Consider the following 24,955-nt stretch of genomic DNA (forward strand, 5'->3'; position numbering starts at 1 on the left):
GAACCACGATATCATCGTCCCATAGGATATTTGTATCCTATGGGACTTTTTTGTCATGTAAGAGGGTGATGATACTATGAAAGACAGGAAAGCCATGAAAACAAGGCGTATCCTTGCGATCATTTGCTATACCATTGGGTTTTGCGCTTATGGTGCAGCGGGATATGTTTGCTGGTTATCATGGAACGGAACTATATCCGACAAGCAAGGGTTTCTCACCTTTCTGCCCATATGGATAGTATCATACTGGTTCAACACATTTTTCTCTCAGCTTGTTTGCAGGGTGAAAAAAGACGGCTCCAGGCAATGGGCTATCAAAAAAAGGGCAAGGCACGTTCTGAGCGACATTTCAACGGTGCTGAGCGTAGTGCTTCTTTGCTTCTGGATATATGTGTATGTTTCGCAGTATACTGAACTGCTGAACTTCAAATAATATGCCTGTAGGGGCGACCTGAGGTCGCCCGCAAAAAAAGCGTGTGATATGTGACGCATTACAAAAAGAAACAACGTGTTTATGCACGTTATAATAAAGAATTACAATATTATATAAATCGGAGGAATCAAAAATGATCAAGCTGAAATTAAAAGACGGCTCTGTCCGTGAGATCGAAAAGGCAATGCCTGCAAGCGAGATAATCAAGGATATCGGCATGGGACTTTACAAGGCTGCCTGCTGTGTAAAGCTGGACGGTGAAGTTTTCGACATGAGAACTGTCGTTGACCATGACTGCCATTTTGAGGTCATGACTTTTGACTCAAAGGCTGGTAAGGAAACTTTCTGGCACACAGCTTCTCACCTTATGGCGCAGGCTGTAAAAAATCTTTATCCTGAGGCAAAGCTTGCAAGAGGCCCTGCTACAGACACAGGCTTCTACTATGATTTTGAGGTAGAAAAGCCTTTTACGCCTGCTGACCTTGAAAAGATACAGGCTGAAATGAAGAAGCTTGCAAAAGAGGGCTATGCTTTGGAGCGTTTTGAGCTTTCTGCTGACGAGGCTATAAAGCTCATGGAGGAAAGACACGAAGATTACAAGGTAGAGCTTATCCACAAGCATGACGATAAGGGCGAAAAGCTTTCATTCTACAAGCAGGGTGATTTCGTTGACCTTTGCGCAGGTCCGCACATAATGAGCGTTGCACCTATCAAGGCTGTTAAGCTTCTTTCATGCACAGGTGCATACTGGGGCAAGGCAGAGGACGGCAAGCAGCTTTCAAGAATTTACGGAACTGCATTCCCTAAGGCTTCAATGCTCGATGAGTTCCTTAAACAGCAGGAGGAAGCTAAGCTTCGTGACCACAACAAGATAGGCAGAGAGCTTGAATATTTCACAACTGTTGATTGTATCGGTCAGGGACTTCCTGTTATGCTTCCAAAGGGCGCAAGAGTTATCCAGCTTCTTCAGCGTTGGGTAGAAGATGTTGAGCAGGCAAAGGGCTGTCTGCTTACAAAGACTCCGCTTTTCGCAAAGAGAGATCTTTATAAGATATCAGGTCACTGGGATCACTATCTTGACGGAATGTTCATTCTTGGCGACCCATATGACGAGGAAAAAGAGTGCTTCGCACTTCGTCCTATGACTTGCCCATTCCAGTATCAGGTATTTCTTAACAGACAGCGTTCATACAGAGAGCTTCCAATGAGATTGACAGAGACTTCTACGCTGTTCAGAAACGAGGACAGCGGTGAGATGCACGGTCTTATCAGAGTAAGACAGTTCACTATCTCTGAGGGCCACTACATTCTCAGACCTGACCAGCTTGAAGAGGAGTTCAAGGGCTGTTTGGAGCTTGCCAAGTATTTCCTTGACACTGTTGGTCTGCTTGATGATTGCACATTCAGATTCTCACAGTGGGATCCTGCTAACCCTAAGAACAAGTACGAGGGTACGGCTGAGCAGTGGGAGCACGCACAGGCTGCAATGAAGACTATCCTTGACGACCTTGGCGTTGATTACGATATCGGTATCGACGAGGCTGCATTCTATGGTCCAAAGCTCGACATTCAGTACAAGAACGTTTACGGCAAGGAAGACACGCTTGTTACTATCCAGATAGATATGCTTTTGGCTGAAAGATTTGGTATGTACTATGTTGACAAGGACGGTCAGAAGAAGCTTCCTTACATCATTCACAGAACTTCACTTGGCTGCTTTGAAAGAACACTTGCTTATATGCTTGAGCATTTCAACGGCGTTCTTCCTCTGTGGCTCGCTCCTGAGCAGGTAAGACTTCTTCCTATCAAGGAGGGTCATGCTGAATACGCTCAGAAGATAGCTGATAGAATGACTGCTATGGGCATGAGAGTAACTGTTGACAACAGAGATGAGAACATTGGTACTAAGATCAAGGCTGCAAGACTTGAGAGGATTCCTTATATGCTCATCATTGGCGACAACGAGGTAAGCAGCAACACTGTTACAGTTCGTTCAAGAAAAGAGGGCGAGCTTCCTGCAATGCCTGTTGACGAGCTTATCGCTAAGCTTGATGAGGAGATAAAGACTAAGGCGAAGTAATCGGCTTTGTTATACAGACGTTTTATGCGATACCGCACAGGGGGAGTTTCTCTTGTGCGGCATTGCCGTTTATAAAAATATGGGGCGGACAGGATAAAATCCGCTTCGGGAAAGAGGTAATAGATGAAATCAGATATGATCTGGACGCTTGTGGCATTTGCATTCTATTTGGCAGGAATGCTTCTCATAGGTGCTGCATATATGAAGAAAACAAAAAGCTCCGAGGACTTTTTCCTTGGTGGCAGAGGACTTAACGGCTGGGTAGCGGCACTTTCTGCTCAGGCTTCTGATATGTCAGGCTGGATGCTCATGGGTCTGCCTGGCGCTGTTTACGCATTCGGAACTGGGCAGATATGGATAGCTGTAGGTCTGCTTATCGGAACTATACTTAACTGGGCGATAGTTTCGGGCAGGCTGAGAAGATACACTATAAGAGCGAACAACTCAATGACGCTTCCTAAGTATCTTGAAAACAGATTTGAGGACAAGCACAAGATAATGCTTCTTGTATCGTCGGTGGCAATCGTCATATTCTTCCTTGTTTACACAGCGTCTGCACTTTCGGCAGGCGGAAAGCTTTTCAACTCTATATTCGGTATCGACTACAAGATATGTCTTACTATCGGTGCGGTAGTAATTTTGGGATACACTTTCATGGGTGGATTCATGGCAGTATGTGTAACGGACTTTGTTCAGGGTCTGCTCATGCTGGCAGGAGTTGTGACTATACCTATCATTGCGTTTTTCCTTGTTGGAGCAGGAAACGTTATGGACAACATCACTGCAAGCGGTGTTGACGCTCATCATTATCTTAACATACTCAACGATGAAAAAGGTCAGACCCTTTCAGCCATCGACATAATCTCTCAGCTCGGCTGGGCGCTTGGTTATTTCGGTATGCCGCACATTCTGGTAAGATTTATGGCTATAAGCTCTGAAAAAGAGGTAAAAAAGTCAAGAGTTATAGGCTGTGTATGGTGTGCTATATCACTTTGCTTCGCTTGCTTTATAGCTATCGTGGGCAGGGCTTATCTTGTGCCTGCACTTGCAAACAACAAGTCTGAGAATGTTTTCATCGAGATGATACAGAAGGTATTCAACTCCGATATCGGTCTGCCATTCGTCGGCGGAATTTTCCTTTGCGGAATACTTGCCGCCATAATGTCAACGGCTGATTCGCAGTTGCTTGTAACTGCCTCATCGGTATCGGAGGATATTTACCACTCATGTATTGCACCTAAAGCGGAGAGCAAGAAGGTACTGCTTGTGAGCAGGATAACAGTTCTTGCTGTAGCGGTAGTGGCATACATAATAGCACTTGACCCTAACAGCAGTATAATGGGTCTTGTTTCAAACGCATGGGCAGGTCTTGGAGCTTCGTTTGGTCCGATAATACTTATGTCCCTTTATTGGAGAAGAACAAACCTCGCAGGTGCGGCGGCAGGCGTTGCCAGCGGTGCATTATCGGTAATAATATGGGATTACATACCTCTTGCAGGTGGACAGACTTTAGGTGATAAGACGGGGCTTTACTCATTGGTAGTAGGTTTTGCAGTAAGTCTTATACTTATCATTATTGTGAGCCTTTGCACAAAGAAGCCGTCCGAGGAAATGCTGAAGGCATTTGATGATGTTAAAAATGGTATAAATTGCGGCTGTGATGAAAAAGCATAACAAAGTAAAAGGTCCATGGATACGCCCACGGACCTTTTGTTTTTTATCTTTTAGCTATCATACTTTTCCTTATTTTCGCATCTGAAATCCGTAAACACCGCTTTATTGCCTTTATCCTCATATTTCTGAGCATAAAGACCAATAACAACTCCCGTGAAATTACCTGCAAGCTCAGTAGACAAAAACTTCGTTTGTGCTCCGCCCAAGTCTATATCTGCCGAATGCGTTTTCGCCGAGAAATTGTATGTAAAGTTGGAGGCATTACAGCAAAGCATAGCCGAGCTTTCTCCCTGCGGCAATGCTATGACATGATCCTCATGGCGAATATCGCCTATGCAAAGTCTGCGGAACAGCTCGACACCTTTATCCGTGCGTCTTAATGCTATCTCATAATGCTGTTCGGGTGTCATGTAGAACACCAATCCTGCTTCGCCCTCGGTTATCTCGACTTTGCACTCCACTGATAAATTCATTTCTTTCTGTCTTATGCAGACAAAAGCTGGCGAACCGTCCGCCTCAAAGATCGTATGCTCGTTAGGGGTAAGTTCAAAGCGGTTTTTATCGAGTTTATAGAGGGTCATATCGGGATTCTGCATAAAGCACCACTCACGTCCGACTTTGGTATTCTCAAAAGTGTATTCCTTCCAAAACTCCTGCCTGATATCCCTGAGTTTGTCAGTTTCGACTTCCTTTCGAGTTGTGCCGTTATCACCCATTGTGAACCAGCCGTTCTCGTCGAACGTCACCGGTACGAGATAGACTTCTCTGCCTGTAATGTGGTGCATCACCCACATATTTATCATTCTGAAAGCAAGATGAACACACCAGAATCTGCCGTTTTCGTCCTCCACAAGGTCACCATGACCGCACCCTTGTATCTCGTATCCACCGAGATTTCTGTTTGTGAGGACTGGGTTGTGAGGATAATTCTCAAAAGGACCGTAAGGGGTCTTGCCCTTGGCGTAGACTATCATATGACCGTATTCCGTACCGCCCTCAGCCGCCATAAGATAGTATTCGCCCTTTATTTTGTAGAGGTGCGGGCTTTCAAGGAAACGTCCGCCTGCACCTGTCCATATGGTCTTGCTTGGCGTGAGCTTTTTGCCTGTTTCGATATCTATTTCGCACTGTGTAACGCCATGGTTGCCCTCATCGTCTTCACCATTGGACATAAAGTAGGCTTTGCCGTTCTCAAAATACAGTGACGGGTCGATACCGCCCTGCTGAACATAAACAGGCTCAGACCATTCACCGTGGATATCGTCAGTATAGACATAGAAGTTTCCGCCATTTGTGACGTTAGTCGTTACCATGTAAAATCTGCCGTTATTGTATCTGATAGTTGGGGCATAGATGCCGCCCCAAGAGCCTGCGCCCTCCAATGGGAGCTGACTTTTTCTTGTGAGAACATGACCTATCTGCTTCCAGTTCACAAGGTCGTCGCTTTCATAGAGGGGAACGCCCGGGAAGAACTGAAAAGAGCTGCAAACAAGATAATATTTGCCCTCAGCCTTACAGATGCTAGGGTCAGGATAAAAGCCTGATATGACCGGATTTATGTACTTCATATTGTGACCTCCGTTTTTTTATTTTACAGCCATTATAATCTATTTCAGAAGGCTTTTCAATATCTTCTCGTGCAGGATCGGTGAATTTTTGTGCAAATGAAAAACAAATTTCAGTTTACGATCTTTGCGTTGGGGTAAAGCGATCAATTGATACGGATATCTAAGTGGGATAGTAGCTTTGACGGGCGAACGATGTTCGCCCCTACAGTTTTTTGTGGGGATATATGTTAATTTAAACGTTATTGATAGCGTGTTCAGTATAAAAGTTACAAATTGTAATTTTTGCTCCGACATTTGTTCGTATGGCATATAACAGTCTATATTTTGGGGATATATTTGAATATAGAACTTGTGTTCCCTGTGAAAACAAACAAATATTTTAGTCATTTCGGCAAAAAACGATAAAATCTGTTGCCAAATTGTAACCTTTATGATATTATGAAGTTGATATACGAAAACGTATAAGATAATTCTGTCAGTTAGGGGGCGTTTGGAATGGAAAAGGGGCTGAAAAAAGTTTTTTCGGCTATGGGCGCAGTATTTTGTGCTGTTATGATGATAATGCTTTGTCAGGTGACAAATGCGGTGAGCTACAGCGAACAGACCGTTACTGTGGACTATGATTATCAGGTCATAGACTCTTTTGAGGGCGTTGACGCTAAATACGTTCTCGGCTATTCCGACACCGGTTATTACTGCTGTGCAGGATATGTTTCACGTTTTTATGAAGAAAAGTTCGGCGTTACAGTATACAACATAAACATGGCGGACGACAAGCCTAGCGTGTACTGCTACGGCAAAAGGGCGGAGCTTCGTGAAGTGAAAACTCCGCAGGCCGGGGACATAATGCAGGACAAGGATTACTCTCATGTTGCCATTGTAAAGGACTGTCAGGGTACGACGGCTACTCTTATCGAGCAGAACTACAAATGGACTTGGAACGACACTGTTTACACTGTGAAAAACAGAAAGGTACTTACTAACAATCACTATTTCTACAGACTTTACATAAACGGCGTTGCGCAAAGCCTTGACATCGACACAACAAGACCTGTTATCGCAAACGCAGGCTGTGAGAACATCACTGGAAAAGGCTACACTGTTAAAGCGGATATTTCTGACAACAGGGCTGTGGCTTCGGTAAAGGTGTCCACTTATTTTGAGGGCAACAAGGCAAAGACTATAAGCCGTGTTTACACATCGGCGGTGAACTCGCTTTCACACCCAGTAAAGGTAACTGACCTTGGGAGCAAGGACGGATATTATATTACAACCATAACGGCTACTGACGAGGCTGGGAACAGCTCTGAGCAAGTCATAAAGACTTATGTTGACACAACTGCGCCGACCATATCAGGGGCAAAGGTGGAGAACATCACAGCAAAGGGCTTTGATGTTTCTTGCAATGTGAGCGACAAGAGCGGAGTTTCAAAGGTGGTCTTCCCTGCTTACCCTACAAAAAATGGTGAAAGTGCAAAGAAATACGCAAGCGGAAAGCTTTCGGGCGGCAAGGCTTCGGCTTATGTTTCTGCTGAGGACTATTCAGTAAAAAGCGGTGAATTTACCGTTAAGATAACGGCTTATGACAAATACGGAAACAGCTCAGCAAAAACTATAAAGGCTAGCATAAAGCCTGCGGCTTCGGTAACATTGGACAAGACTTCATTAACTCTTGACAAGGGAAAAAGCAGTGTTATTTCTGCAAAAATGGGTGGTGGAAGCGGTCTGACGGACTTTGTTTCCTGGAAGTCTTCTAACAGCAAAATTGCTTCTGTGTCAGACGGAAAGGTCACTGCAAAAGGAGTAGGCAGAGCAACTATCACGGCATACACAACAGGAGGAAAAAATGTTAAATGTACCGTCACTGTAAAGGGTAAAATCAGTGACAGCAGTATTTCGGCTATAAAGACGCAAAGCTACACAGGGAAGGCGGTTTCTCCTGCGCCTGCAGTGACATATGGTGGCAAAAAGCTTGTAAAGAACACTGACTACACTGTGAGCTACTCAAAGAACACAGCCATAGGTCAGGCGAGCGTAAAAATAACAGGCAAGGGCTTATACAAAGGCACAAAAACTGTGAACTTCAACATTCGTCCTGCCACAGTGACGGAGTTAAAAGTTTCTTCCACCGGTGAAAAGAGCGTTAAGCTTTCTTGGAAAAAGGTAACGGGTGCTGACAGCTACGCTATATACAGATATGACAACACAAGCAAGAAATGGCAGAGGATAAAAACTGTAAAGGCTGTGAGCTTCACTGACAGCGGACTTGCTCGTGCAAAGGGGTACAGCTACAAGGTAAAGGCTGTGAAAAAATCTGGCGGAAAAGAATACATTTCGGCTAGCTACTCAAAGGCTGTAGAGGCTGTCACAAAGCCTGCAAAGGCTTCATGCACGGCTAAATCATCAGGCAGCGGCAGCATTGAGGTATCATGGAAAGCTGTTGGGGGTGCAAGCGGATATGAGATATACTCCTCTTCAAATGGCAGTGATTATGTGAAGTCGGCAAAGGTGGGTGGCTCTAAAAAGAGTGCTATCGTATCAGGATTTGAGCCTTACTCACTTAGAATGGTAAAGGTAAGGGCTTACAAAACTGTAAACGGAAAGACTTCTTACGGGGCTTTTTCGCAGGCGGTTATGGTTATTGTTAAGTAGGCTGGATACAGAAACATATGATATAAAATAAGCAAGCGATAGGTGATATGCGGGCGACCAAAGGTCGCCCCTACGATAGTTCAATTGTGTAGCGTACCAGTCATGTATCTTAGTGGCAACCGATATATGGCGAAATTACACAAGTTTTTTGCAATCTTACAAATGGTAATGTTCCGAAATCGGGACGTCGAGGGCGCCGTCCCCTACAAGGCTTGAACTATCCCAAACGAGCGAACAATGTTCGCCCCTACATTTTTTATTGCTACACAAAAAAGGACAGCACTTTGAAAAAAAATGCTGTCCTTTTTCTATATTCATATAGGTCTATCTTTCCATTTTCCAGAACTCTACAGAGTATGGCTTAAGCTCGCTTCCTCCGCCAAAATCATGGATAGTGCCTGTTAGAAGCTCCTCTGCCTGACCGCAGCCTGCGTCAAAGTGAGCTGTGAAAGGCTGATCGTCAGCGTTTATTGCAACAAGGACACGCTCACCCTCGAACTCACGCTCGATTATACACTGCTTATTGGTAAGAACAGGTATTTTGATAGAGCCATAACAGAGAGCCTTGCTGTTTTTGTGTGCATCTGCCATTTTTGAGATAAGCTCTGTAAGGTCGTTCCACTCAGGCTTTTCAAAGCTTACACGGAGAGCAGGGTCGCCCTCGCTCTTGTTTGCCTTTGTTCCCCACTCTGAACCGTAATAAACGCATGGGATACCAGGCATACCAAAGAGCATTCCATAGATAAGTGGCAAATGACGCTCATTTGTGAGCTGGCTTGCTATTCTTGATACGTCATGGTTATCAACAAAGCACAGCAGGTGCATTCCTCTGTATCTGCACCAGTTCTCAGGTCCGAACTGATTTTTCAGAGAATGGCATATCTCAAACATATTCATGCAATTGAAGCTTGAATAAAGTCCCTTATAGCACTCGTAGTTCGTGCAGGAATGGAGCATTTCAGGATTTACCCACTGAGCGTAATCACCATGTAGAAGCTCGCCGATAAGAACGAAATCCTGCTTGAGCCAATCGCAATGCTGTCTGAGGCGCTTCAAGAAGTTCTTATCAAGGCAATACGCAACGTCAAGGCGGAGTCCGTCTATATCAAACTCCTTGACCCAATTTGTTATGCATTCCAAGATATGATCCACTACCTGCGGATTGTTAAGGTTTAGCTTAACAAGGTCAAAGTGACCCTCCCAGCCCTCATACCAAAGTCCGTCATTATAATTGCTGTTGCCACCGAAATTGATATGGAACCAATCTTTATATGGTGAGTTCTCACGGTTTTTCAGAACGTCCTGAAAAGCCCAGAAGCCTCTGCCGACGTGATTGAAAACGCCGTCCAAAACTATCTTTATGCCGTTTTCGTGAAGCTCTTTGCAGACCTTTGCAAAGTCCTCATTTGTGCCAAGACGGCAATCTATCTTGCGGTAATCTCTGGTATTATAGCCGTGAGTGTCGGAATCGAACACCGGTGAAAAATAGATAGCGTTGGCGCCAAGCTTTTTGATATGAGGTATCCAATCTATTACCTTTAATATCCTGCTTTCCTCTTTGCCGTCATTCTCAAATGGCGCACCGCAGAATCCAAGAGGATAGATCTGATAAAATACACTTTCGTATGCCCACATAATATTATCTTCCTTTCTGATGCTAATAGAAAATGTTGTTCGCAGATGAAATATGATTTGCTGAGAAAAAGCGGGCGAAAGCTGTTCGCCCCTACAGGGGTGGCATGACGTTTCTAGTCCTTAAATTTCTCAGCTTATTTATATTTTATGGAATATCTGCGAAACTATAGTTAAACTGTACAAAATACAACAAAAGGCAACACCGCACAAGGATTGTGCGTAAGATGCGCCGTCAGATTTTTCGTCAGATTGTGCTAAAGTGACGCAGGAATACTAACGTATTTCAAGGAGCTTTAGTGCGATATGACGGAAAATCTGCAAGCAGATTGCGTGCAAAGCCGACAGGCGTGCCTTGTGCGGTGTTGCCTTATTATTATATCAAACTTTGGCATATTTCTCAATGCTCATTTTTCATTAATATAATCCACACTTTTGTGCATTTTGTACAACTATTGACAAATCAATCGTGAAATGATATTATATTTATAACAAATGTCAAGGGTTGATTTTTGGTAAAGGCAGGGATAAAAACATGAAAAAGATACTTGTGCTGTTCACAGGCGGAACTATCGGGAGCGCTACTTCTGATGGGATAATAGATGTTGAGCGAGAGGGAAAATACGCTGTTGTGGAGGCTTACAAGAGTGCATACGGCGATGATGTGGAATTTGAATGTCGACAGGTGCTTAATATACTCAGCGAAAACATGGGGTTTTCGGGGTGGGAGAAAATGATACACGAGATAAACAGCATTGACACGGCTTTATACTCTGGCGTTATCCTCACCCACGGAAGCGACACCCTTGCTTACACTTCGGCTCTGCTTGGAATGTATTTCAGGCATTTTGATATACCCCTTTTTATTATCGCAAGCAACAAGCCCATTGGCGAGAAAGGTTCGAACGGGCTTTTCAACTTCACCTCGGCGGTGGGTCTTATAAAAGAGGGAAAATACAAGGGCATTTTCACGCTGTACGAGAGGGTCATGCTTCCTACTAGAGTGATACCTGCAGACACCTGTCGGGACAGGTTTGGGGTATACGGTTATGACGGCTTCAATGATTTTTCGATTTTCAGCGGAGTGAGCGAGAATATGCTGTCACGCTCTAGGGAACGGATTTTTCATAATGATGTCAAATTTGGGAAGCGTGTTCTTTTTATAGAGGGTTATCCTGCAATGGACTTTGGGTGCTTTGTGCCAAACGAAGACACGGCGGCGGTGCTTTACTCACCTTATCACAGTGCGACGGCTTGCACTGACGTTTCAGAAGGGAAAAGCTATGCACTGACGGAATTTATCAAGCGGTGCATAACAAAGAACATCATGGTGTATATTTGCGGTCTGAAAAGAAAAGTGCCTATATACTCCACTGTGGCGGAGATAATAAAGGCAGGCAGCATACCAATATACACCACCTCAGCGGTGGCGGCTTATATGAAGCTTCTGCTTGCTTACAATCAGGAGGAAATGCCTGTGAAAGAGGTCATGGGGAAAGACCTTTTCTTTGAGGAGGTAAAATTCTCATAAACATTGTTTCAGTTATTGACAAAATGCTGAGCTTGTGATAAAATCAAAGTATATTAAAATAGTATATTTAGAAAAAGTACAACGGAGGTAATAAAAATGGCAGACACAAAAATTTCAGACTCAGTTATTTATATTGGTGCAGACGATCATGACATTGACCTTTTTGAGAGCCAATATGTTGTACCAAACGGCGTTTCGTACAACTCTTATGTTATCATTGACGAGAAGATAGCGGTAATGGACACCGCTGACCCTAGGGTAACGGACGTTTGGTTTGACAATCTTGAAAAGGCTCTGAACGGCAGAAAGCCTGATTATCTTGTTGTTCAGCACATGGAGCCTGACCATGCAGGAAACATCAAAAAGCTTGCGGAGAAATATCCTGAAATGAAGATAGTGGGAAACGCAAAGACTTTCCCTATGATGAAGCAGTTTTTCACCATTGACGGACTTGACGATAGGTCTGTTGTGGTAAAAGAGGGGGACACGCTTTCTCTTGGAAGCCACACGCTTCAGTTCGTAATGGCGCCTATGGTACACTGGCCTGAGGTAATGGTGACATACGAGCAGAGCGAAAAGCTGTTGTTCTCTGCTGACGGATTTGGAAAGTTCGGCGCACTTGATGTTGATGAGGACTGGGCTTGCGAGGCTAGAAGATACTATTTCAACATTGTGGGCAAATATGGTGCACAGGTGCAGGCACTTCTTAAAAAGGCATCGGCACTGGACATAAAGATGATACTTCCTTTACATGGTCCTATACTCAAAGAAGATCTTGGTTACTATCTTGGACTTTACAACACATGGTCAAGCTATCAGCCTGAGAGCAAGGGCGTATTCGTTGCGTATGCTTCAATACACGGAAACACTGCAAAGGCGGCTGAAAAGCTTGGTGAGATGCTGAAAGAAAAGGGTGCTGAGAAGGTAGTAGTCAGCGACCTTTCAAGAAGCGACATGGCAGAAAATATTGAGGACGCTTTCAGATACGACAGAATAATACTTATGGCAAGCAGTTATGACGGCGGTGTGTTCCCTGTTATGGAGGACTTCCTTATGCACCTTAAGTCAAAGAACTATCAGAACAGAAAGATAGGTCTTGTAGAGAACGGCTCATGGGCGCCTACTGCGGCAAGAGTTATGAAGGGCTATGTGGAAAACTTCAAGAATGTTACCATTGCTGAACCTGTTGTGACTATACGCTCTACGCTTAACGAGGCTTCAGAAAAGGCTTTGGGCGAGTTGGCTGAGGTCATGGCAAAGGCGGAGTAAGCAATTTTGGGGATAAGTCTAACAAAAAATGAGGGCGGATTATTCTCCCCTACAGATACGAAAAAGGCAGGACGTTTTGTCCTGCCTTTTGTGTTATATCACATTGCCGTCTGTGGTGATTATTCTTACTGCCACGGGGATATTTTTGCCGCTGTCGGTGACTGCTTTTCTTACTGCGTGTTCTATTCCGCCACAGCATGGAACTTCCATTCGGGCTACTGTTATGCTGCGGATATTGTTTCTTTTCACTATCTCGCCAAGCTTTTCGGAATAGTCTGTGGCATCAAGCTTCGGACAGCCTATGACGGTTATTTTGCCTGTCATGAAATCTGAATGGAAGCTTCCGCAGGCATAGGCTGTGCAATCCGCAGCAACAAGCAGGTCTGCACCGTCAAAGTATGGTGCGTTCACAGGTACAAGCTTTATTTGCACAGGCCACTGCATAAGCTGTGACGGAGTTTTTGCTGACGGGGTATCTACCGGGGCTGGCTTTTTGGCAAAGGTTTTCATCATTGAGCCCGGACAGCCATGGAAAACAGGCTTGCCAAGGCGTTTTTTGTTTTCTTCCACTGCTTTTTCGTCATAGGCGGCAGCTTCTCGCTCAACAAAGGATATGGCGTTCGTTGGGCAGGCCGGAAGACAATCTCCAAGACCATCGCAATAATCGTCACGCATAAGCTTTGCTTTGCCGTTCACCATGCCTATTGCGCCTTCGTGGCAGGCTTTTGCACAAGCACCACAGCCGTTGCACTTTTCTTCGTCTATTTGTATTACTCGTCTTATCATATGGTTACCTCCGTATTTTTATTGATATCTCTCGTTTCGGCATAAAGCTCTTGACTTTATGCTATGATTATAATATAATCTTATCACAAAGTCTGTTGTAATTACAACAAAAGCATAAAATTATTTCGTAAAAATGAGGAAGATAAAATGGATAATAAGTACATCAAGATAATAAAAGGCACTCCCCTTTTCCATGGCATGAGCGACGAGGAGATAGCTCAGTTTCTCAGACCTGACGGCAGCGGCATAAAAAGCTTTCCCAAGGAAAGCTATATTTTTCACGCAGGAGACAAGACCGCTTATTTCGGCATACTTCTGGAGGGCAAGGCGCTTATCGAGCGTGACGAACTTTGGGGCGACAGGAGCATAATAGCCCCTTTAGAGGCAGGACAGCTTTTCGGAGAGGTCTATGCCTGCACAGGTGAACCGCTGGGGGTGAGCGTATGTGCAAAGGAGCAATGTGCAGTGCTGTTTTTATCCCCTGAGTCTATTATAAAGGAAAGTTCAACGCTGACGGCTAGGCTTCTAAAGATAACGGCTATGAAAAATCTCAGGCTCAACGAAAAGATACAAGTGATAACCCCAAGGACTATCAGAGAGCGTGTTATGGCTTATCTTTCTTCGCTTGCAAAGAAAAACGGATCGCACATTGTCACGACAAATTTCGACCGTCAACAGCTTGCAGATTTTCTCTGCGTTGACCGCAGTGCGCTGTCAACAGAGCTTGGGAAAATGCACCGTGAGGGGCTGATAGATCTCAAAGGTCGGGAGTTTATACTGCCTGAAAACTGCTCTTGTGAAATGTGATTTGTTAATTTATATGTAAATAATAAGTCATTTAACCATATTCATTTTTTTGCTCTTTTTAAAGAAAAATTGCATATTTTATATTGACACAACCTGCTTTGTGTTGTATAATATATATAGTGCCGCCGTGACAGTTCATAATTACTTAAACGTTTATTGCGGAAATGTATTTATTTACAAATGGCCACGGTATTGGGAAATTGATTGAAAGGATTGATTGCTTTGGCAAAGAAGAATGAAAGCATAAGCGACAAGATCGTTCGTTTGTATAAGGAGGGCTACTCTATTCCTGAGATAGCAAAAGAAATGGAGATGCCTAAGGATAATGTTCCGAGAATACTTGAAAAGCACTTCCCTGACTATGCAAGCTTTGAACAGCCTGTAAGAGAGGGTGCTGATGAAAACGGCAATGGAAAAAAGAGCGTTTTCAATATGTCTGTAAGCGAGCTTTTCGGAAAGAAGAACAAAAAGCAGGAGAATGTTGAGCCTGCAAAGGTAACTGTAAATCTGGCTATGGACGATGACGGATTTGTTGATCACAGTGTTGCGGCTATCGCCTCAATGCTTCAGAAAGGCAGAAGCGTAAACGATATCGCAGGATTCTTTAATAAAGATCCTGAGGATATCAAGGCTGTTCAGGGCTGCATGGACGAGCATTTCAAAAGAATGAATACATACAAGGGTCCAAAGGTAGAGCCTGCGTCTGAGCCTAAGGAAGAGCCTGCTCAGAACATAACTGATCCGTTGGCGGCAAGCCTTGCAAGCGGCATTGCAAAGAGAAAGAGCAATATGTATGCAACAGGCATCGAAACACCTGCAAAGGCTGAACCTGTTTCCGCTCCTGTTCCTCCTGAGGACAATAGCGTTCACCTTGTTACTCCTGAGGCTCTCAAAGAGGCTGAGGAAAAAGCTAAGGCAGAGGAAAATGCAAAGGCTGAAGCTGCTGCGGCTGAGGAAGTTCCTACAATGGACGAGGTCGAGATGCCGTCCATCGAGCCTATAAGCCTTGATGACACAATGGTGGTTTCACCTGCCCCTGAGTCTACTATGCCGTCTATAGAAGACGAGATAGCTGAAAAGAAAGCTGCGGAAGCTGAAAATACAAATAATAATGAGGAGGGCGAGAATATGGGTATGAGTCCAATGGAAAAAATGCGTATGTTTGCGCAGGAGCAGATCGAGATGAACAACAAGAAGATCGACGAGCTTAAGGCAAGCATTGCTGAAACTGAGGCAAAGTCTTTGGATCTCGGTAAGCAGGCAAGCGATATCTACGAGGAGATCGTTAAGCTTCAGGAAAAGGCTAAGGCACTCAACGCCGAGAAGGAGCAGGTTGATATTCAGATCAGTCAGGTAAACGCTGAGATCGAAGGCATCAGAAAAGAAAACAACGAATTCAAGAGCTATATGTAATAGCGTCTTATTCAAATCATATAAGGCAGGAGGCTTCGGTTTCCTGCCTTTTTTATTTGCGGAGAATGGAGTAACAGAGTATGTGCAAATATGGAAAAAAGGCAAGAACGCAAGCGGGCGACCTTGGGTCGCCCGTTAATTATTAGGTTTGTTGCTTCGACGGGCGAACGCTGTTCGCCCCTACAGAATGGGGCATTTTTTTGATTAAAGTCAAACTTTTTTGTCTGAAAGTATTGAAAAAGTACGGCAAATATGGTACAATGCTTTTATAAACCTTGAAAGGATATTTTATATGAGCAATATACTTATTCTGGCATTCCTGTTCTTTGCAGGGTGTCTGATAGGCTGGGGGATAGAAGTTATTTTCAGACGATTTGAGCCTAGCAACAAAGCAAGAAAATGGATAAATCCCGGCTTTCTTATTGGTCCTTATCTGCCTTTATACGGCTTCGGGCTTTGCACTCTTTATCTGCTGGCGGGACTTGAAAAATTTATACACACTGACAACACGGCTTTGCAGAAGTTTATACTTTTTTTGCTTATGGCTATTGCAATGACAGTGATAGAGTTTATTGCAGGCGAGATATTCATTGTGAAAATGCACGTCAAGCTGTGGGACTACACTGGAAACAAATTCAACTATAAAGGCATAATATGTCCGTTGTATTCGCTCATATGGGCAGCACTGGGCGCGGTCTATTATTTCTTTATACACCCATACATTCTTGACGCACTCAACTGGCTTGCGAATAATTTGGCGTTCTCGTTCTTTATTGGATTTTTCTATGGCGTTTTTGCTATCGACTTGTTCTATTCCCTGAAGCTGGCAGAGAAGATAAAAACGTTTGCGGAAGAGAACGATATGGTCATCAGATACGAAGAGTTCAAACGGCACATCAGGGAAAGTTCAGAGGAGAGAAAAGAGAAATACAGATTTATGCTTTCCATGGGCTCAGGTGCAAGGCTTGGCGAGCATTTGAAAAAGTATCGTGACAAACAGCGTGAGGAGCAACGTGGACACAGGCTCAATGACTTTATATCAAAAATAAAAAAGTCGGATACATGAAAATTAACAAAATAACCATTGACAAAACATCAGCATGGTGATATACTGATTTCATATGTAAAAAACGTTGACGAAGACAGTAGGCTTTATGCGAAAATCTCAGCGAGCCGCCGACAGTGAGAGGGCGGTATGATTAGCTTCAGGCTGAATATCACTTCCGAGTTGCAGGCTGAAAATCAATAAGATAAGTAAGCTTCGCCGCTTTTCCTGCGTTAAAGGGAACGCATATGTCAGTATGCTGAAAAGGTGGTTTGCGAATGGCTTTACGGCTTTCGTCCTGTTTCAGGGCGGAAGCCTTTTTTATTGCATTTTATCTTTATGCGTAACTGATCGTTTATTACAAAATCAGAAAGGATTGATCTTCGTGTACAAAAAGGTTGACACCAATCTGAACTTCGTTCAGAGAGAAAAAGAAGTGGAAAAGTTCTGGGACGATAACAATATCTTCGAAAAAAGTATTGACAGCCGTAAAAAGGGCGAGTCCTATGTTTTCTATGACGGACCTCCAACGGCTAACGGCAAGCCGCATATCGGTCACGTTCTCACTCGTGCTATCAAGGATATGATACCAAGATACCGTGCTATGAAAGGCTATCAGGTACCTCGTAAGGCCGGCTGGGACACACATGGTCTGCCTGTTGAGCTTGAAGTAGAGAAAATGCTGGGACTTGACGGCAAGGAGCAGATCGAGGAATACGGTCTTGAGCCGTTCATCAAGAAGTGTAAGGAATCTGTATGGAAATACAAGGGTATGTGGGAGGACTTCTCAGGCACTGTTGGCTTCTGGGCTGACATGGAACACCCTTATGTTACCTATGACAACAACTTTATAGAGTCTGAATGGTGGGCTTTGAAGCAGATATATGAAAAGGGCTTGCTTTACAAGGGCTTCAAAATAGTTCCTTACTGTCCACGTTGCGGTACACCGCTTTCTTCTCACGAAGTTGCTCAGGGCTACAAGACAGTTAAAGAGCGTTCCGCTATCGTTCGTTTCAAGCTTGTTGGCAAGGACGAATACTTCCTTGCATGGACGACAACTCCTTGGACGCTCCCTTCAAATGTTGCCCTTTGCGTAAACCCTGATGAAACTTACTGCAAGGTAGAAGCCGCTGACGGCTACACTTATATTCTTGCCGAAGCGCTTCTTGACACTGTTCTCGGCAAGCTTGCAACTGAGGACAAGCCTGCATACAAGGTGCTTGAAACTTACAAGGGCAAGGATCTTGAATATATTGAATACGAGCCGCTTTATGAGTGCGCAGGTGAAAGCGCAAAGAAGCAGGGCAAAAAGGGTCACTTTGTTACCTGTGACAGCTATGTAACTATGTCAGACGGTACAGGTATCGTTCATATTGCGCCTGCTTTCGGCGAGGACGACTCTAAAGTCGGAAAGAAGTATGATCTGCCTTTCGTTCAGTTCGTTGACGGCAAGGGCGACATGACTGCTGAAACTCCATATGCCGGAATGTTCGTAAAGGACGCTGACCCTGAGGTGCTCAAAGACCTTGACAAGTCAGGCAAGCTTTTTGCCGCTCCTAAGTTCGAGCATGATTATCCGCACTGCTGGAGATGCGGCTCACCTCTTATCTACTATGCAAGAGATACTTGGTTCATCAAAATGACAGATGTCAAGGACAGACTTATCGCAAACAATGACACTATCAACTGGATTCCTGAGAGCATTGGTAAGGGACGTTTCGGTGACTGGCTGAAAAACGTTCAGGATTGGGGCATTTCAAGAAACAGATATTGGGGTACTCCGCTGAACATTTGGGAATGTGAGTGCGGTCACAGACATTCTATCGGCTCTATCGAGGAGCTGAAGTCAATGTCAGACAACTGCCCTGATGATATCGAGCTTCACAGACCATACATCGACGCTGTAACTATCAAATGCCCTGAATGCGGAAAGCAGATGCACCGTGTATCAGAGGTAATAGACTGCTGGTTCGACTCAGGCTCAATGCCTTTTGCTCAGCATCATTATCCATTTGAAAACAAGGAGCTTTTTGAGTCGCAGTTCCCTGCTGACTTCATTTCAGAAGCTGTTGACCAGACAAGAGGTTGGTTCTATTCACTCCTTGCTATCTCGACACTTATTTTTGACAAAGCACCATACAAGAACGTTATCGTACTTGGACTTGTTCAGGACGAGAACGGTCAGAAGATGTCAAAGTCAAAGGGCAACGCTGTTGACCCATTCGAGGCACTGGCTAAATACGGTGCAGACGCTATCAGGTGGTATTTCTACACTAACTCTGCTCCATGGCTGCCTAATAAGTTCCATGACAAGGGCGTAACAGAGGGTCAGAGAAAGTTCATGGGCACGCTTTGGAACACATATGCGTTCTATGTGCTTTATGCTGAGATAGACAAATTCGACCCTACAAAGCATGAGATAGAATATGACAAGCTTTCTGTTATGGACAAGTGGCTGCTTTCAAAGATGAACTCTATGATAAAGGCTGCTGACGATAACCTTAACAACTACAGGATACCTGAGGCTGCAAAGGCTATGCAGGAGTTTGTTGATGATCTTTCCAACTGGTATGTAAGAAGAGGCAGAGAGAGATACTGGGCACAGGGTATGTCACAGGACAAGATAAATGCTTACATGACTCTTTACACTGCTATCGTTACACTCTGCAAGTGTGCAGCGCCTATGGTGCCTTTCATCACAGAGGAGATATATCAGAATCTTGTTAGAAGCGTTGACAAGGACGCTCCTGAGAGTATCCACCTTTGCGATTATCCTGTTTGCGACGAGAACATGATAGACGAAAAGCTTGAAGCTGACATGGAGGAAGTTCTGGAGATAGTTGTTCTGGGACGTTCTGCAAGAAACGGTGCAAGCCTTAAAAACCGTCAGCCTTTGAGCGTGATGTACGTTGCAGCAGACCACCCACTTGACAGCTACTATATCGACATCATCAGAGATGAGCTTAACCTCAAGGACGTTCAGTTCTCAAATGATGTATCTGCATATATCGACTACAAGTTCAAGCCACAGCTCAAGACACTTGGTCCAAAGTACGGCAAGCAGCTTGGTGAGATAAGAACACAGCTTTCACAGCTTGACGGACACAAGGCTATGGGCGAACTGAACGAAACCGGCAGCCTGAAACTCACACTTTCAAGCGGTGAGATAGCACTTGACAAGGATGATGTTCTTATCGAGTCTGAGCAGAAAGAGGGCTTCTACACCCTTTCTGAAAACGGTGTTACTGTTGCTATCAGCACTGTTCTCACTCCTGAGCTTATTGAAGAGGGCTTTGTAAGAGAAGTTATCAGCAAGGTTCAGACAATGAGAAAGGATTCGGGCTTTGAGGTAATGGATCACATCACTGTTTCTGTAAGCGGCAGCGAAAAGGTTATGGCTGTTGTTGACAAGAACAGAAAGGCTATTTCTCATGATGTTCTTGCAGACGATATCGTTCTTGGCGAAAATGTCGGCAACGAAAAGGATTGGGACATCAACGGCGAAAAGGTTTCTATCGGCGTAAAGAAGAACTAATTCTGAGATATAAAAAATCAAGCAGGACAGCTTTCGGGCTATCCTGCCTTTTTTGTTTTGGGTTATAAGCCATGCACAGCTCACCCTACATAAAACACAAAAATGGCGAGGTGAAAGACCTCGCCATTGATTTTTTATATTACTTTCTTGCTTCCAGAGCGGAGATAGATTCCATTATCTTTGACATCTTCTCCTCTGCCTTTGCAAGCTTTGCCTTTTCGGCTTCGATAAGCTGTTCAGGGGCTTTTGCAAGGAAGCCCTGATTGCTGAGCTTCTTGCTAAGGAAGTCTATATCCTTCTGTGCATTCTTTCTGTCCTTATCAAGACGTGCAAGCTCCTTGTCAACGTCTATGATATCGGCAAGCGGAATGAAGAATCTTGCACTGTCTGTAACAGCGGCGGCGCAATCCTTTTCCTCACACTTATCTGTAATGATGACCTCAGATGCAGAAGCAAGTCTTTCAAAGAACATTACGCCCTGTGAGAATACTTCCGGCTGTGCAGTTTCAATATAAAGCTTTGCCTTTACAGACGGCGGAACGTTCATTTCACCACGGCAGTTTCTTATGCTCTTTATGCCTGCGATTATCTTCTCAAATGTTGCCTCTTCACCGGCGAACTCAAGCTTTTCGTCATATACAGGATAATCCTGAACCATGATAGCTGTGCCGTCATTTACGAGAGCCTGCCAGATCTCCTCGGTGATATAAGGCATGAATGGGTGGAGCATTTTCAGCATACCTTTCATTACCCACACGAGAACTGCCTGTGCGGTAGCCTCTGTTTCACCGCCAGCGGCTATTCTTGGCTTTGTAAGTTCGATATACCAATCGCAATAGATATCCCAGATAAAGTCATAAAGCTTTGAAACTGCTACGCCAAGCTCGAACTTATCAAGATTATCGTTTACTTCCTTTGCAAGAGTATTGAACTTTGATATTACCCACTTATCCTCAACATTGAGGTTTTCAGGGAGCTTATCAGCCTTGAAATCGTCAGGCAAGTTCATCATGATAAATCTTGCGGCGTTCCAAATCTTATTTGCAAAGTTTCTTGAGGATTTTACCTTATCCTCGATAAATCTCATATCGTTTCCAGGTGCGTTGCCTGTTGCGAGCATAAATCTCAGGGCGTCTGCGCCGTACTGGTCGATGATAACCAGCGGGTCGATACCGTTGCCGAGAGATTTTGACATCTTTCTGCCCTGTGAATCTCTAACAAGACCATGGATAAGAACAGTATCAAAAGGCTTCTGCTTCATGTTCTCCATGCCTGCAACTATCATTCTGGATACCCAGAAAGGAATGATATCATAGCCTGTTACGAGAGTGTTTGTTGGATAGAAATACTCAAGCTCCTCTGTCTTGTCAGGCCAGCCGAGAGTTGAGAACGGCCACAGTGCTGATGAGAACCATGTATCAAGTGTGTCAGGGTCCTGACGCATTTCCTTGCCGCACTTAGGACAGCAAGCATGGTCTTCCTTTGTTACCACAGTTTCGCCGCAATCGTCGCAATAAAATGCCGGTATCTGATGACCCCACCAAAGCTGACGGGAGATACACCAATCTCTGATATCGTTCATCCAGTTAAGGTAGTTCTTTTCAAATCTTTCAGGAACGAACTTGATAGAGCCGTCCTCAACAGCCTTTATTGCAGGCTTTGCAAGCTCGTCCATTTTAACGAACCACTGGAGGGATACTCTTGGCTCGACAGTTGTTCCGCAGCGGTAGCAAGTACCTACGTTATGCTCATGGTCCTCAACATAAGCAAGGAAGCCGCCCTTTTCGAGATCCTCGACTATCTTCTTTCTTGCCTCGTATCTGTCCATACCTGCATACTCAGGATAATCGTCAACTATCTTTGCGTCCTCAGTGAGAACGTTGATAACTGGCAGGTTATGTCTTTTACCGACTTCAAAGTCATTAGGGTCATGGGCAGGAGTGATCTTTACAACGCCTGTACCAAATTCCATATCAACATAGCTGTCGGCAACGACAGGTATCTCTCTGCCAACAAGCGGCAAAGTGAGTGTCTTGCCCACGATATCCTTATATCTTTCGTCCTTTGGATTTACTGCAACGGCAGTATCGCCCAGGAGCGTTTCAGGACGTGTTGTAGCAAGCTCTACATATCCGCTTCCGTCTGTAAGAGGATATTTCAGATGCCAGAAGTGACCGGCCTGATCTTCATACTCAACCTCTGCGTTTGAGATAGATGTACGGCAATGCGGGCACCAGTTTATTATTCTTTCGCCTCTATAGATAAGTCCCTTATTATAGTAGTTTATGAAAACTTCCTTTACAGCCTTTGAACAGCCCTCGTCCATTGTGAAACGCTCTCTGTCCCAATCGCAGGAAGAGCCGAGTTTTTTGAGCTGCTCAACTATTCTGCCGCCGTATTTCTTTTTCCAATCCCATGCTCTTTCAAGGAAACCGTCCCTGCCGATATCGTCCTTTGTAAGACCCTCTTTACGCATAGCTTCAACTATCTTTGCTTCTGTTGCGATAGAAGCATGATCTGTACCAGGTATCCACTCTGCGGCATATCCGCTCATTCTCTTCCAGCGGATAAGTATATCCTGCAAAGTTTCATCAAGGGCATGACCCATATGGAGCTGTCCTGTGATGTTCGGTGGTGGGATAACTATACAGTATGGCTCTTTCTTGGAATCAGGCTCAGCGTGGAAAAATCCGCCGTCAAGCCAATATTTGTAGATCTTATCTTCTACCTTATTAGGCTCATAAAGCTTTGAAAGCTCTTTTTTCATTATAAAACAATTCCTTTCGCAAATATTTTTTCTATCACAGTATCGTGGCAAGACCAAGAGGTGTTGCCTTTTTGCCGTCAGACTCGCGTCTTAGGCTGTCTGCGAAACGGAACTGTGAATTTCATTTGAAAGCTGAATTTGAGATCACACATTATATTCTTTCCTTTCCGCATGATATGGCATTACTGCACCTATTATAATATTATCTCACTTTTGCACCGAATTGTCAAGGGCTGATGACGGTATGGAACGAAAAAAGCAGAACAGCTTGAAACTGCTCTGCTGAGAGTGTTGAAAAAGACTTAAACAAACGGGACGTCGAGGTCGCCGTCCCCTACAACTTGCATAAAAACGAATTTACGCTTTACAGCTTGAAATGAACGGGCATACCGTTTTTCATTGCTATTTTTACCTCGCCTTGGATAAGGGGCAGGAAGTATCTTACGGCTTCCGGTTTTACGTCATTGCCGTCCTCGCTTAACCACTGGGCAGGGAAGAATTTTTCTTTATTTGCAGCATCATGGGCGTCAACGCTGTCAACGGTCACAACATAAGGCACGTCGCTGATACGCTTGAATATCATCATTTTACCTGTTTTACCTGCAAGAGCCGCTCTTACGCCTGCTGAGCCTATCTCCTCGGCTTCGTCTATATCCGTCTTTGAGCAGATATGAGAAGAACATCTCTGCATAACATTAAGCTCGATAGAACGGACTTTACAGCCGATATTCTCTTTAACGAGCTGTTCAAGGGTCTTTCCTATGCCTGAGAGATACTCATGGCCGAAATTATCCACAACTCTCGGCTTATTTTCCTCACCCTTAAGCTTTACGCCCTCGGAAACTGCGATGATAACGGCTTTATGCTTTGCCATTTGATTTCTTACGTCCTCCAGGAACTTTTCGGCGGTGAAGTTATTTTCAGGGAGATAGATAAGGTGAGGGGCTATCTCGTCATTTGCTCTGAGAACGCAGGTGGAAGCTGTGAGCCAGCCAGCGTGTCTGCCCATTATCTCAACGATAGTGACGGACTCGATAGAATAAACCGAGCTGTCACGGATTATCTCCTGAACCGTTGCGGCAACATACTTTGCGGCAGAGCCGAAGCCTGGTGTATGGTCTGTTACAGGCAGGTCGTTATCTATGGTCTTTGGTATGCCTATAACTCTTATCTTTGAATTTCTTGCCGCAAGATAATCGGAAAGCTTTGCCACGGTATCCATAGAATCGTTTCCTCCGATATAAAAGAAAGCTTCTATCCTATGCTTTTCAAGGCAGTTCAAGATACGCTCATATGTTTCACCGCCCTCCTCAACATCAGGAAGTTTATAACGGCATGAGCCGAGAACTGTTGACGGTGTCTGTCTTAAAAGCTCCATATCCTCGTTTGTTTTTATAACAAGCTTAAGATCTATGAGCTGGTCGTTTATGATACCCTCGATACCATTGAGCGAACCGAAAACGGCGTCTATCTGTGGTGTTTTCACAGCCTGTTTGAAAACTCCCACCAATGAAGCGTTGATAGCGCAGGTAGGTCCTCCTGATTGTGCAACGGCAATATTCATTATCATCAATCTCCTTACAGCTTACTGAAAATATTAAAATTCTCATATTTGTTATTATTATAGCATATTATATATACAAATAAAAGGGTTGTGAAAATTTATTAACATATTTTTTCCCTTTGTAACAAAACAAGCCTTCAAGAAAACGTTATATCTATCCACTTTGATAATTTTCACATCTATTACATAAAAATGCCTC

15 protein-coding genes are annotated in these 24,955 nt (G+C 44.2%); 10 read left to right on the forward strand and 5 right to left on the reverse strand.

Features of this window, described 5'->3' with window-relative positions; all coding sequences use genetic code 11:
* Positions 1 to 76: 76 nt before the first annotated feature.
* The 3 genes from DW015_RS02585 to putP all read left to right on the forward strand — a co-directional run bounded on the left by DW015_RS02585 (position 77) and on the right by putP (position 4,187).
* On the forward strand, positions 77 to 433 hold the full coding sequence (locus DW015_RS02585) for a hypothetical protein (protein WP_051706305.1): 357 nt from the start codon (positions 77 to 79) through the stop codon (positions 431 to 433).
* A gap of 133 nt (positions 434 to 566) precedes the next feature.
* Complete coding sequence (gene thrS, locus DW015_RS02590) at positions 567 to 2,513, forward strand: threonine--tRNA ligase (protein ID WP_117876308.1); 1,947 nt, start codon at positions 567 to 569, stop codon at positions 2,511 to 2,513.
* A 123-nt stretch (positions 2,514 to 2,636) separates the two neighbouring features.
* Positions 2,637 to 4,187, forward strand: coding sequence for a sodium/proline symporter PutP (gene putP, locus DW015_RS02595; RefSeq protein WP_117903980.1), 1,551 nt, complete (start codon positions 2,637 to 2,639; stop codon positions 4,185 to 4,187).
* A gap of 50 nt (positions 4,188 to 4,237) precedes the next feature.
* Here putP and DW015_RS02600 read toward each other — a convergent pair whose 3' ends face one another.
* Positions 4,238 to 5,755 carry a glycoside hydrolase family 43 protein gene (locus DW015_RS02600; RefSeq protein WP_117903982.1) on the reverse strand — a complete coding sequence of 506 codons (1,518 nt, stop codon included), beginning with the start codon at positions 5,753 to 5,755 and terminating at the stop codon, positions 4,238 to 4,240.
* Between the two features lie 495 nt (positions 5,756 to 6,250).
* On the opposite strand from DW015_RS02600, the gene DW015_RS02605 reads away from it, so the two are divergent.
* Positions 6,251 to 8,407 (forward strand): Ig-like domain-containing protein, encoded by a 2,157-nt coding sequence (locus DW015_RS02605; RefSeq protein WP_117903984.1) that lies wholly within the window; start codon positions 6,251 to 6,253, stop codon positions 8,405 to 8,407.
* Between the two features lie 324 nt (positions 8,408 to 8,731).
* On the opposite strand, the gene DW015_RS02610 is transcribed toward DW015_RS02605, so the two are convergent.
* Positions 8,732 to 10,042 (reverse strand): alpha-amylase family glycosyl hydrolase, encoded by a 1,311-nt coding sequence (locus DW015_RS02610; RefSeq protein ID WP_117903986.1) that lies wholly within the window; start codon positions 10,040 to 10,042, stop codon positions 8,732 to 8,734.
* 532 nt (positions 10,043 to 10,574) lie between these two features.
* Between DW015_RS02610 and DW015_RS02615 the strand changes: the two genes are divergently transcribed.
* On the forward strand, positions 10,575 to 11,570 hold the full coding sequence (locus DW015_RS02615; protein WP_117903988.1) for an asparaginase: 996 nt from the start codon (positions 10,575 to 10,577) through the stop codon (positions 11,568 to 11,570).
* A 96-nt stretch (positions 11,571 to 11,666) separates the two neighbouring features.
* Positions 11,667 to 12,839 (forward strand): FprA family A-type flavoprotein, encoded by a 1,173-nt coding sequence (locus DW015_RS02620; protein WP_117903990.1) that lies wholly within the window; start codon positions 11,667 to 11,669, stop codon positions 12,837 to 12,839.
* 93 nt (positions 12,840 to 12,932) lie between these two features.
* Here DW015_RS02620 and DW015_RS02625 read toward each other — a convergent pair whose 3' ends face one another.
* Positions 12,933 to 13,625: a 4Fe-4S binding protein gene (locus DW015_RS02625; RefSeq protein WP_022286663.1), complete on the reverse strand. Its 693-nt coding sequence runs from the start codon at positions 13,623 to 13,625 to the stop codon at positions 12,933 to 12,935.
* Positions 13,626 to 13,772: 147 nt separating this feature from the next.
* On the opposite strand from DW015_RS02625, the gene DW015_RS02630 reads away from it, so the two are divergent.
* The 4 genes from DW015_RS02630 to ileS all read left to right on the forward strand — a co-directional run bounded on the left by DW015_RS02630 (position 13,773) and on the right by ileS (position 20,425).
* Positions 13,773 to 14,432, forward strand: coding sequence for a Crp/Fnr family transcriptional regulator (locus DW015_RS02630; protein ID WP_117903992.1), 660 nt, complete (start codon positions 13,773 to 13,775; stop codon positions 14,430 to 14,432).
* Between the two features lie 222 nt (positions 14,433 to 14,654).
* Positions 14,655 to 15,845: a hypothetical protein gene (locus DW015_RS02635; RefSeq protein ID WP_117903994.1), complete on the forward strand. Its 1,191-nt coding sequence runs from the start codon at positions 14,655 to 14,657 to the stop codon at positions 15,843 to 15,845.
* Between the two features lie 292 nt (positions 15,846 to 16,137).
* Positions 16,138 to 16,911, forward strand: coding sequence for a hypothetical protein (locus DW015_RS02640; RefSeq protein ID WP_242993201.1), 774 nt, complete (start codon positions 16,138 to 16,140; stop codon positions 16,909 to 16,911).
* Between the two features lie 364 nt (positions 16,912 to 17,275).
* On the forward strand, positions 17,276 to 20,425 hold the full coding sequence (gene ileS, locus DW015_RS02645; RefSeq protein WP_117903996.1) for an isoleucine--tRNA ligase: 3,150 nt from the start codon (positions 17,276 to 17,278) through the stop codon (positions 20,423 to 20,425).
* A 139-nt stretch (positions 20,426 to 20,564) separates the two neighbouring features.
* On the opposite strand, the gene DW015_RS02650 is transcribed toward ileS, so the two are convergent.
* Positions 20,565 to 23,192 (reverse strand): valine--tRNA ligase, encoded by a 2,628-nt coding sequence (locus DW015_RS02650; RefSeq protein ID WP_117903998.1) that lies wholly within the window; start codon positions 23,190 to 23,192, stop codon positions 20,565 to 20,567.
* Between the two features lie 364 nt (positions 23,193 to 23,556).
* On the reverse strand, positions 23,557 to 24,756 hold the full coding sequence (locus DW015_RS02655) for a 6-phosphofructokinase (RefSeq protein ID WP_117896792.1): 1,200 nt from the start codon (positions 24,754 to 24,756) through the stop codon (positions 23,557 to 23,559).
* Positions 24,757 to 24,955: the final 199 nt, after the last annotated feature.

This window comes from Ruminococcus sp. AF37-20, assembly GCF_003460465.1.
Taxonomy (GTDB): Bacteria; Bacillota; Clostridia; order Oscillospirales; family Ruminococcaceae; genus Hominimerdicola; species Hominimerdicola aceti.

What these genes read in the sequence shown, in the direction of transcription:
- DW015_RS02625 (WP_022286663.1), bottom strand. Translation starts at nt 13,625, where the DNA reads ATGATAAGACGAGTAATACAAATAGACGAAGAAAAGTGCAACGGCTGT.
- thrS (WP_117876308.1), top strand. Translation starts at nt 567, where the DNA reads ATGATCAAGCTGAAATTAAAAGACGGCTCTGTCCGTGAGATCGAAAAG.
- DW015_RS02615 (WP_117903988.1), top strand. Translation starts at nt 10,575, where the DNA reads ATGAAAAAGATACTTGTGCTGTTCACAGGCGGAACTATCGGGAGCGCT.
- DW015_RS02630 (WP_117903992.1), top strand. Translation starts at nt 13,773, where the DNA reads ATGGATAATAAGTACATCAAGATAATAAAAGGCACTCCCCTTTTCCAT.
- DW015_RS02650 (WP_117903998.1), bottom strand. Translation starts at nt 23,192, where the DNA reads ATGAAAAAAGAGCTTTCAAAGCTTTATGAGCCTAATAAGGTAGAAGAT.
- DW015_RS02605 (WP_117903984.1), top strand. Translation starts at nt 6,251, where the DNA reads ATGGAAAAGGGGCTGAAAAAAGTTTTTTCGGCTATGGGCGCAGTATTT.
- DW015_RS02600 (WP_117903982.1), bottom strand. Translation starts at nt 5,755, where the DNA reads ATGAAGTACATAAATCCGGTCATATCAGGCTTTTATCCTGACCCTAGC.
- DW015_RS02655 (WP_117896792.1), bottom strand. Translation starts at nt 24,756, where the DNA reads ATGAATATTGCCGTTGCACAATCAGGAGGACCTACCTGCGCTATCAAC.
- putP (WP_117903980.1), top strand. Translation starts at nt 2,637, where the DNA reads ATGAAATCAGATATGATCTGGACGCTTGTGGCATTTGCATTCTATTTG.
- DW015_RS02640 (WP_242993201.1), top strand. Translation starts at nt 16,138, where the DNA reads ATGAGCAATATACTTATTCTGGCATTCCTGTTCTTTGCAGGGTGTCTG.
- DW015_RS02620 (WP_117903990.1), top strand. Translation starts at nt 11,667, where the DNA reads ATGGCAGACACAAAAATTTCAGACTCAGTTATTTATATTGGTGCAGAC.
- DW015_RS02610 (WP_117903986.1), bottom strand. Translation starts at nt 10,042, where the DNA reads ATGTGGGCATACGAAAGTGTATTTTATCAGATCTATCCTCTTGGATTC.
- DW015_RS02585 (WP_051706305.1), top strand. Translation starts at nt 77, where the DNA reads ATGAAAGACAGGAAAGCCATGAAAACAAGGCGTATCCTTGCGATCATT.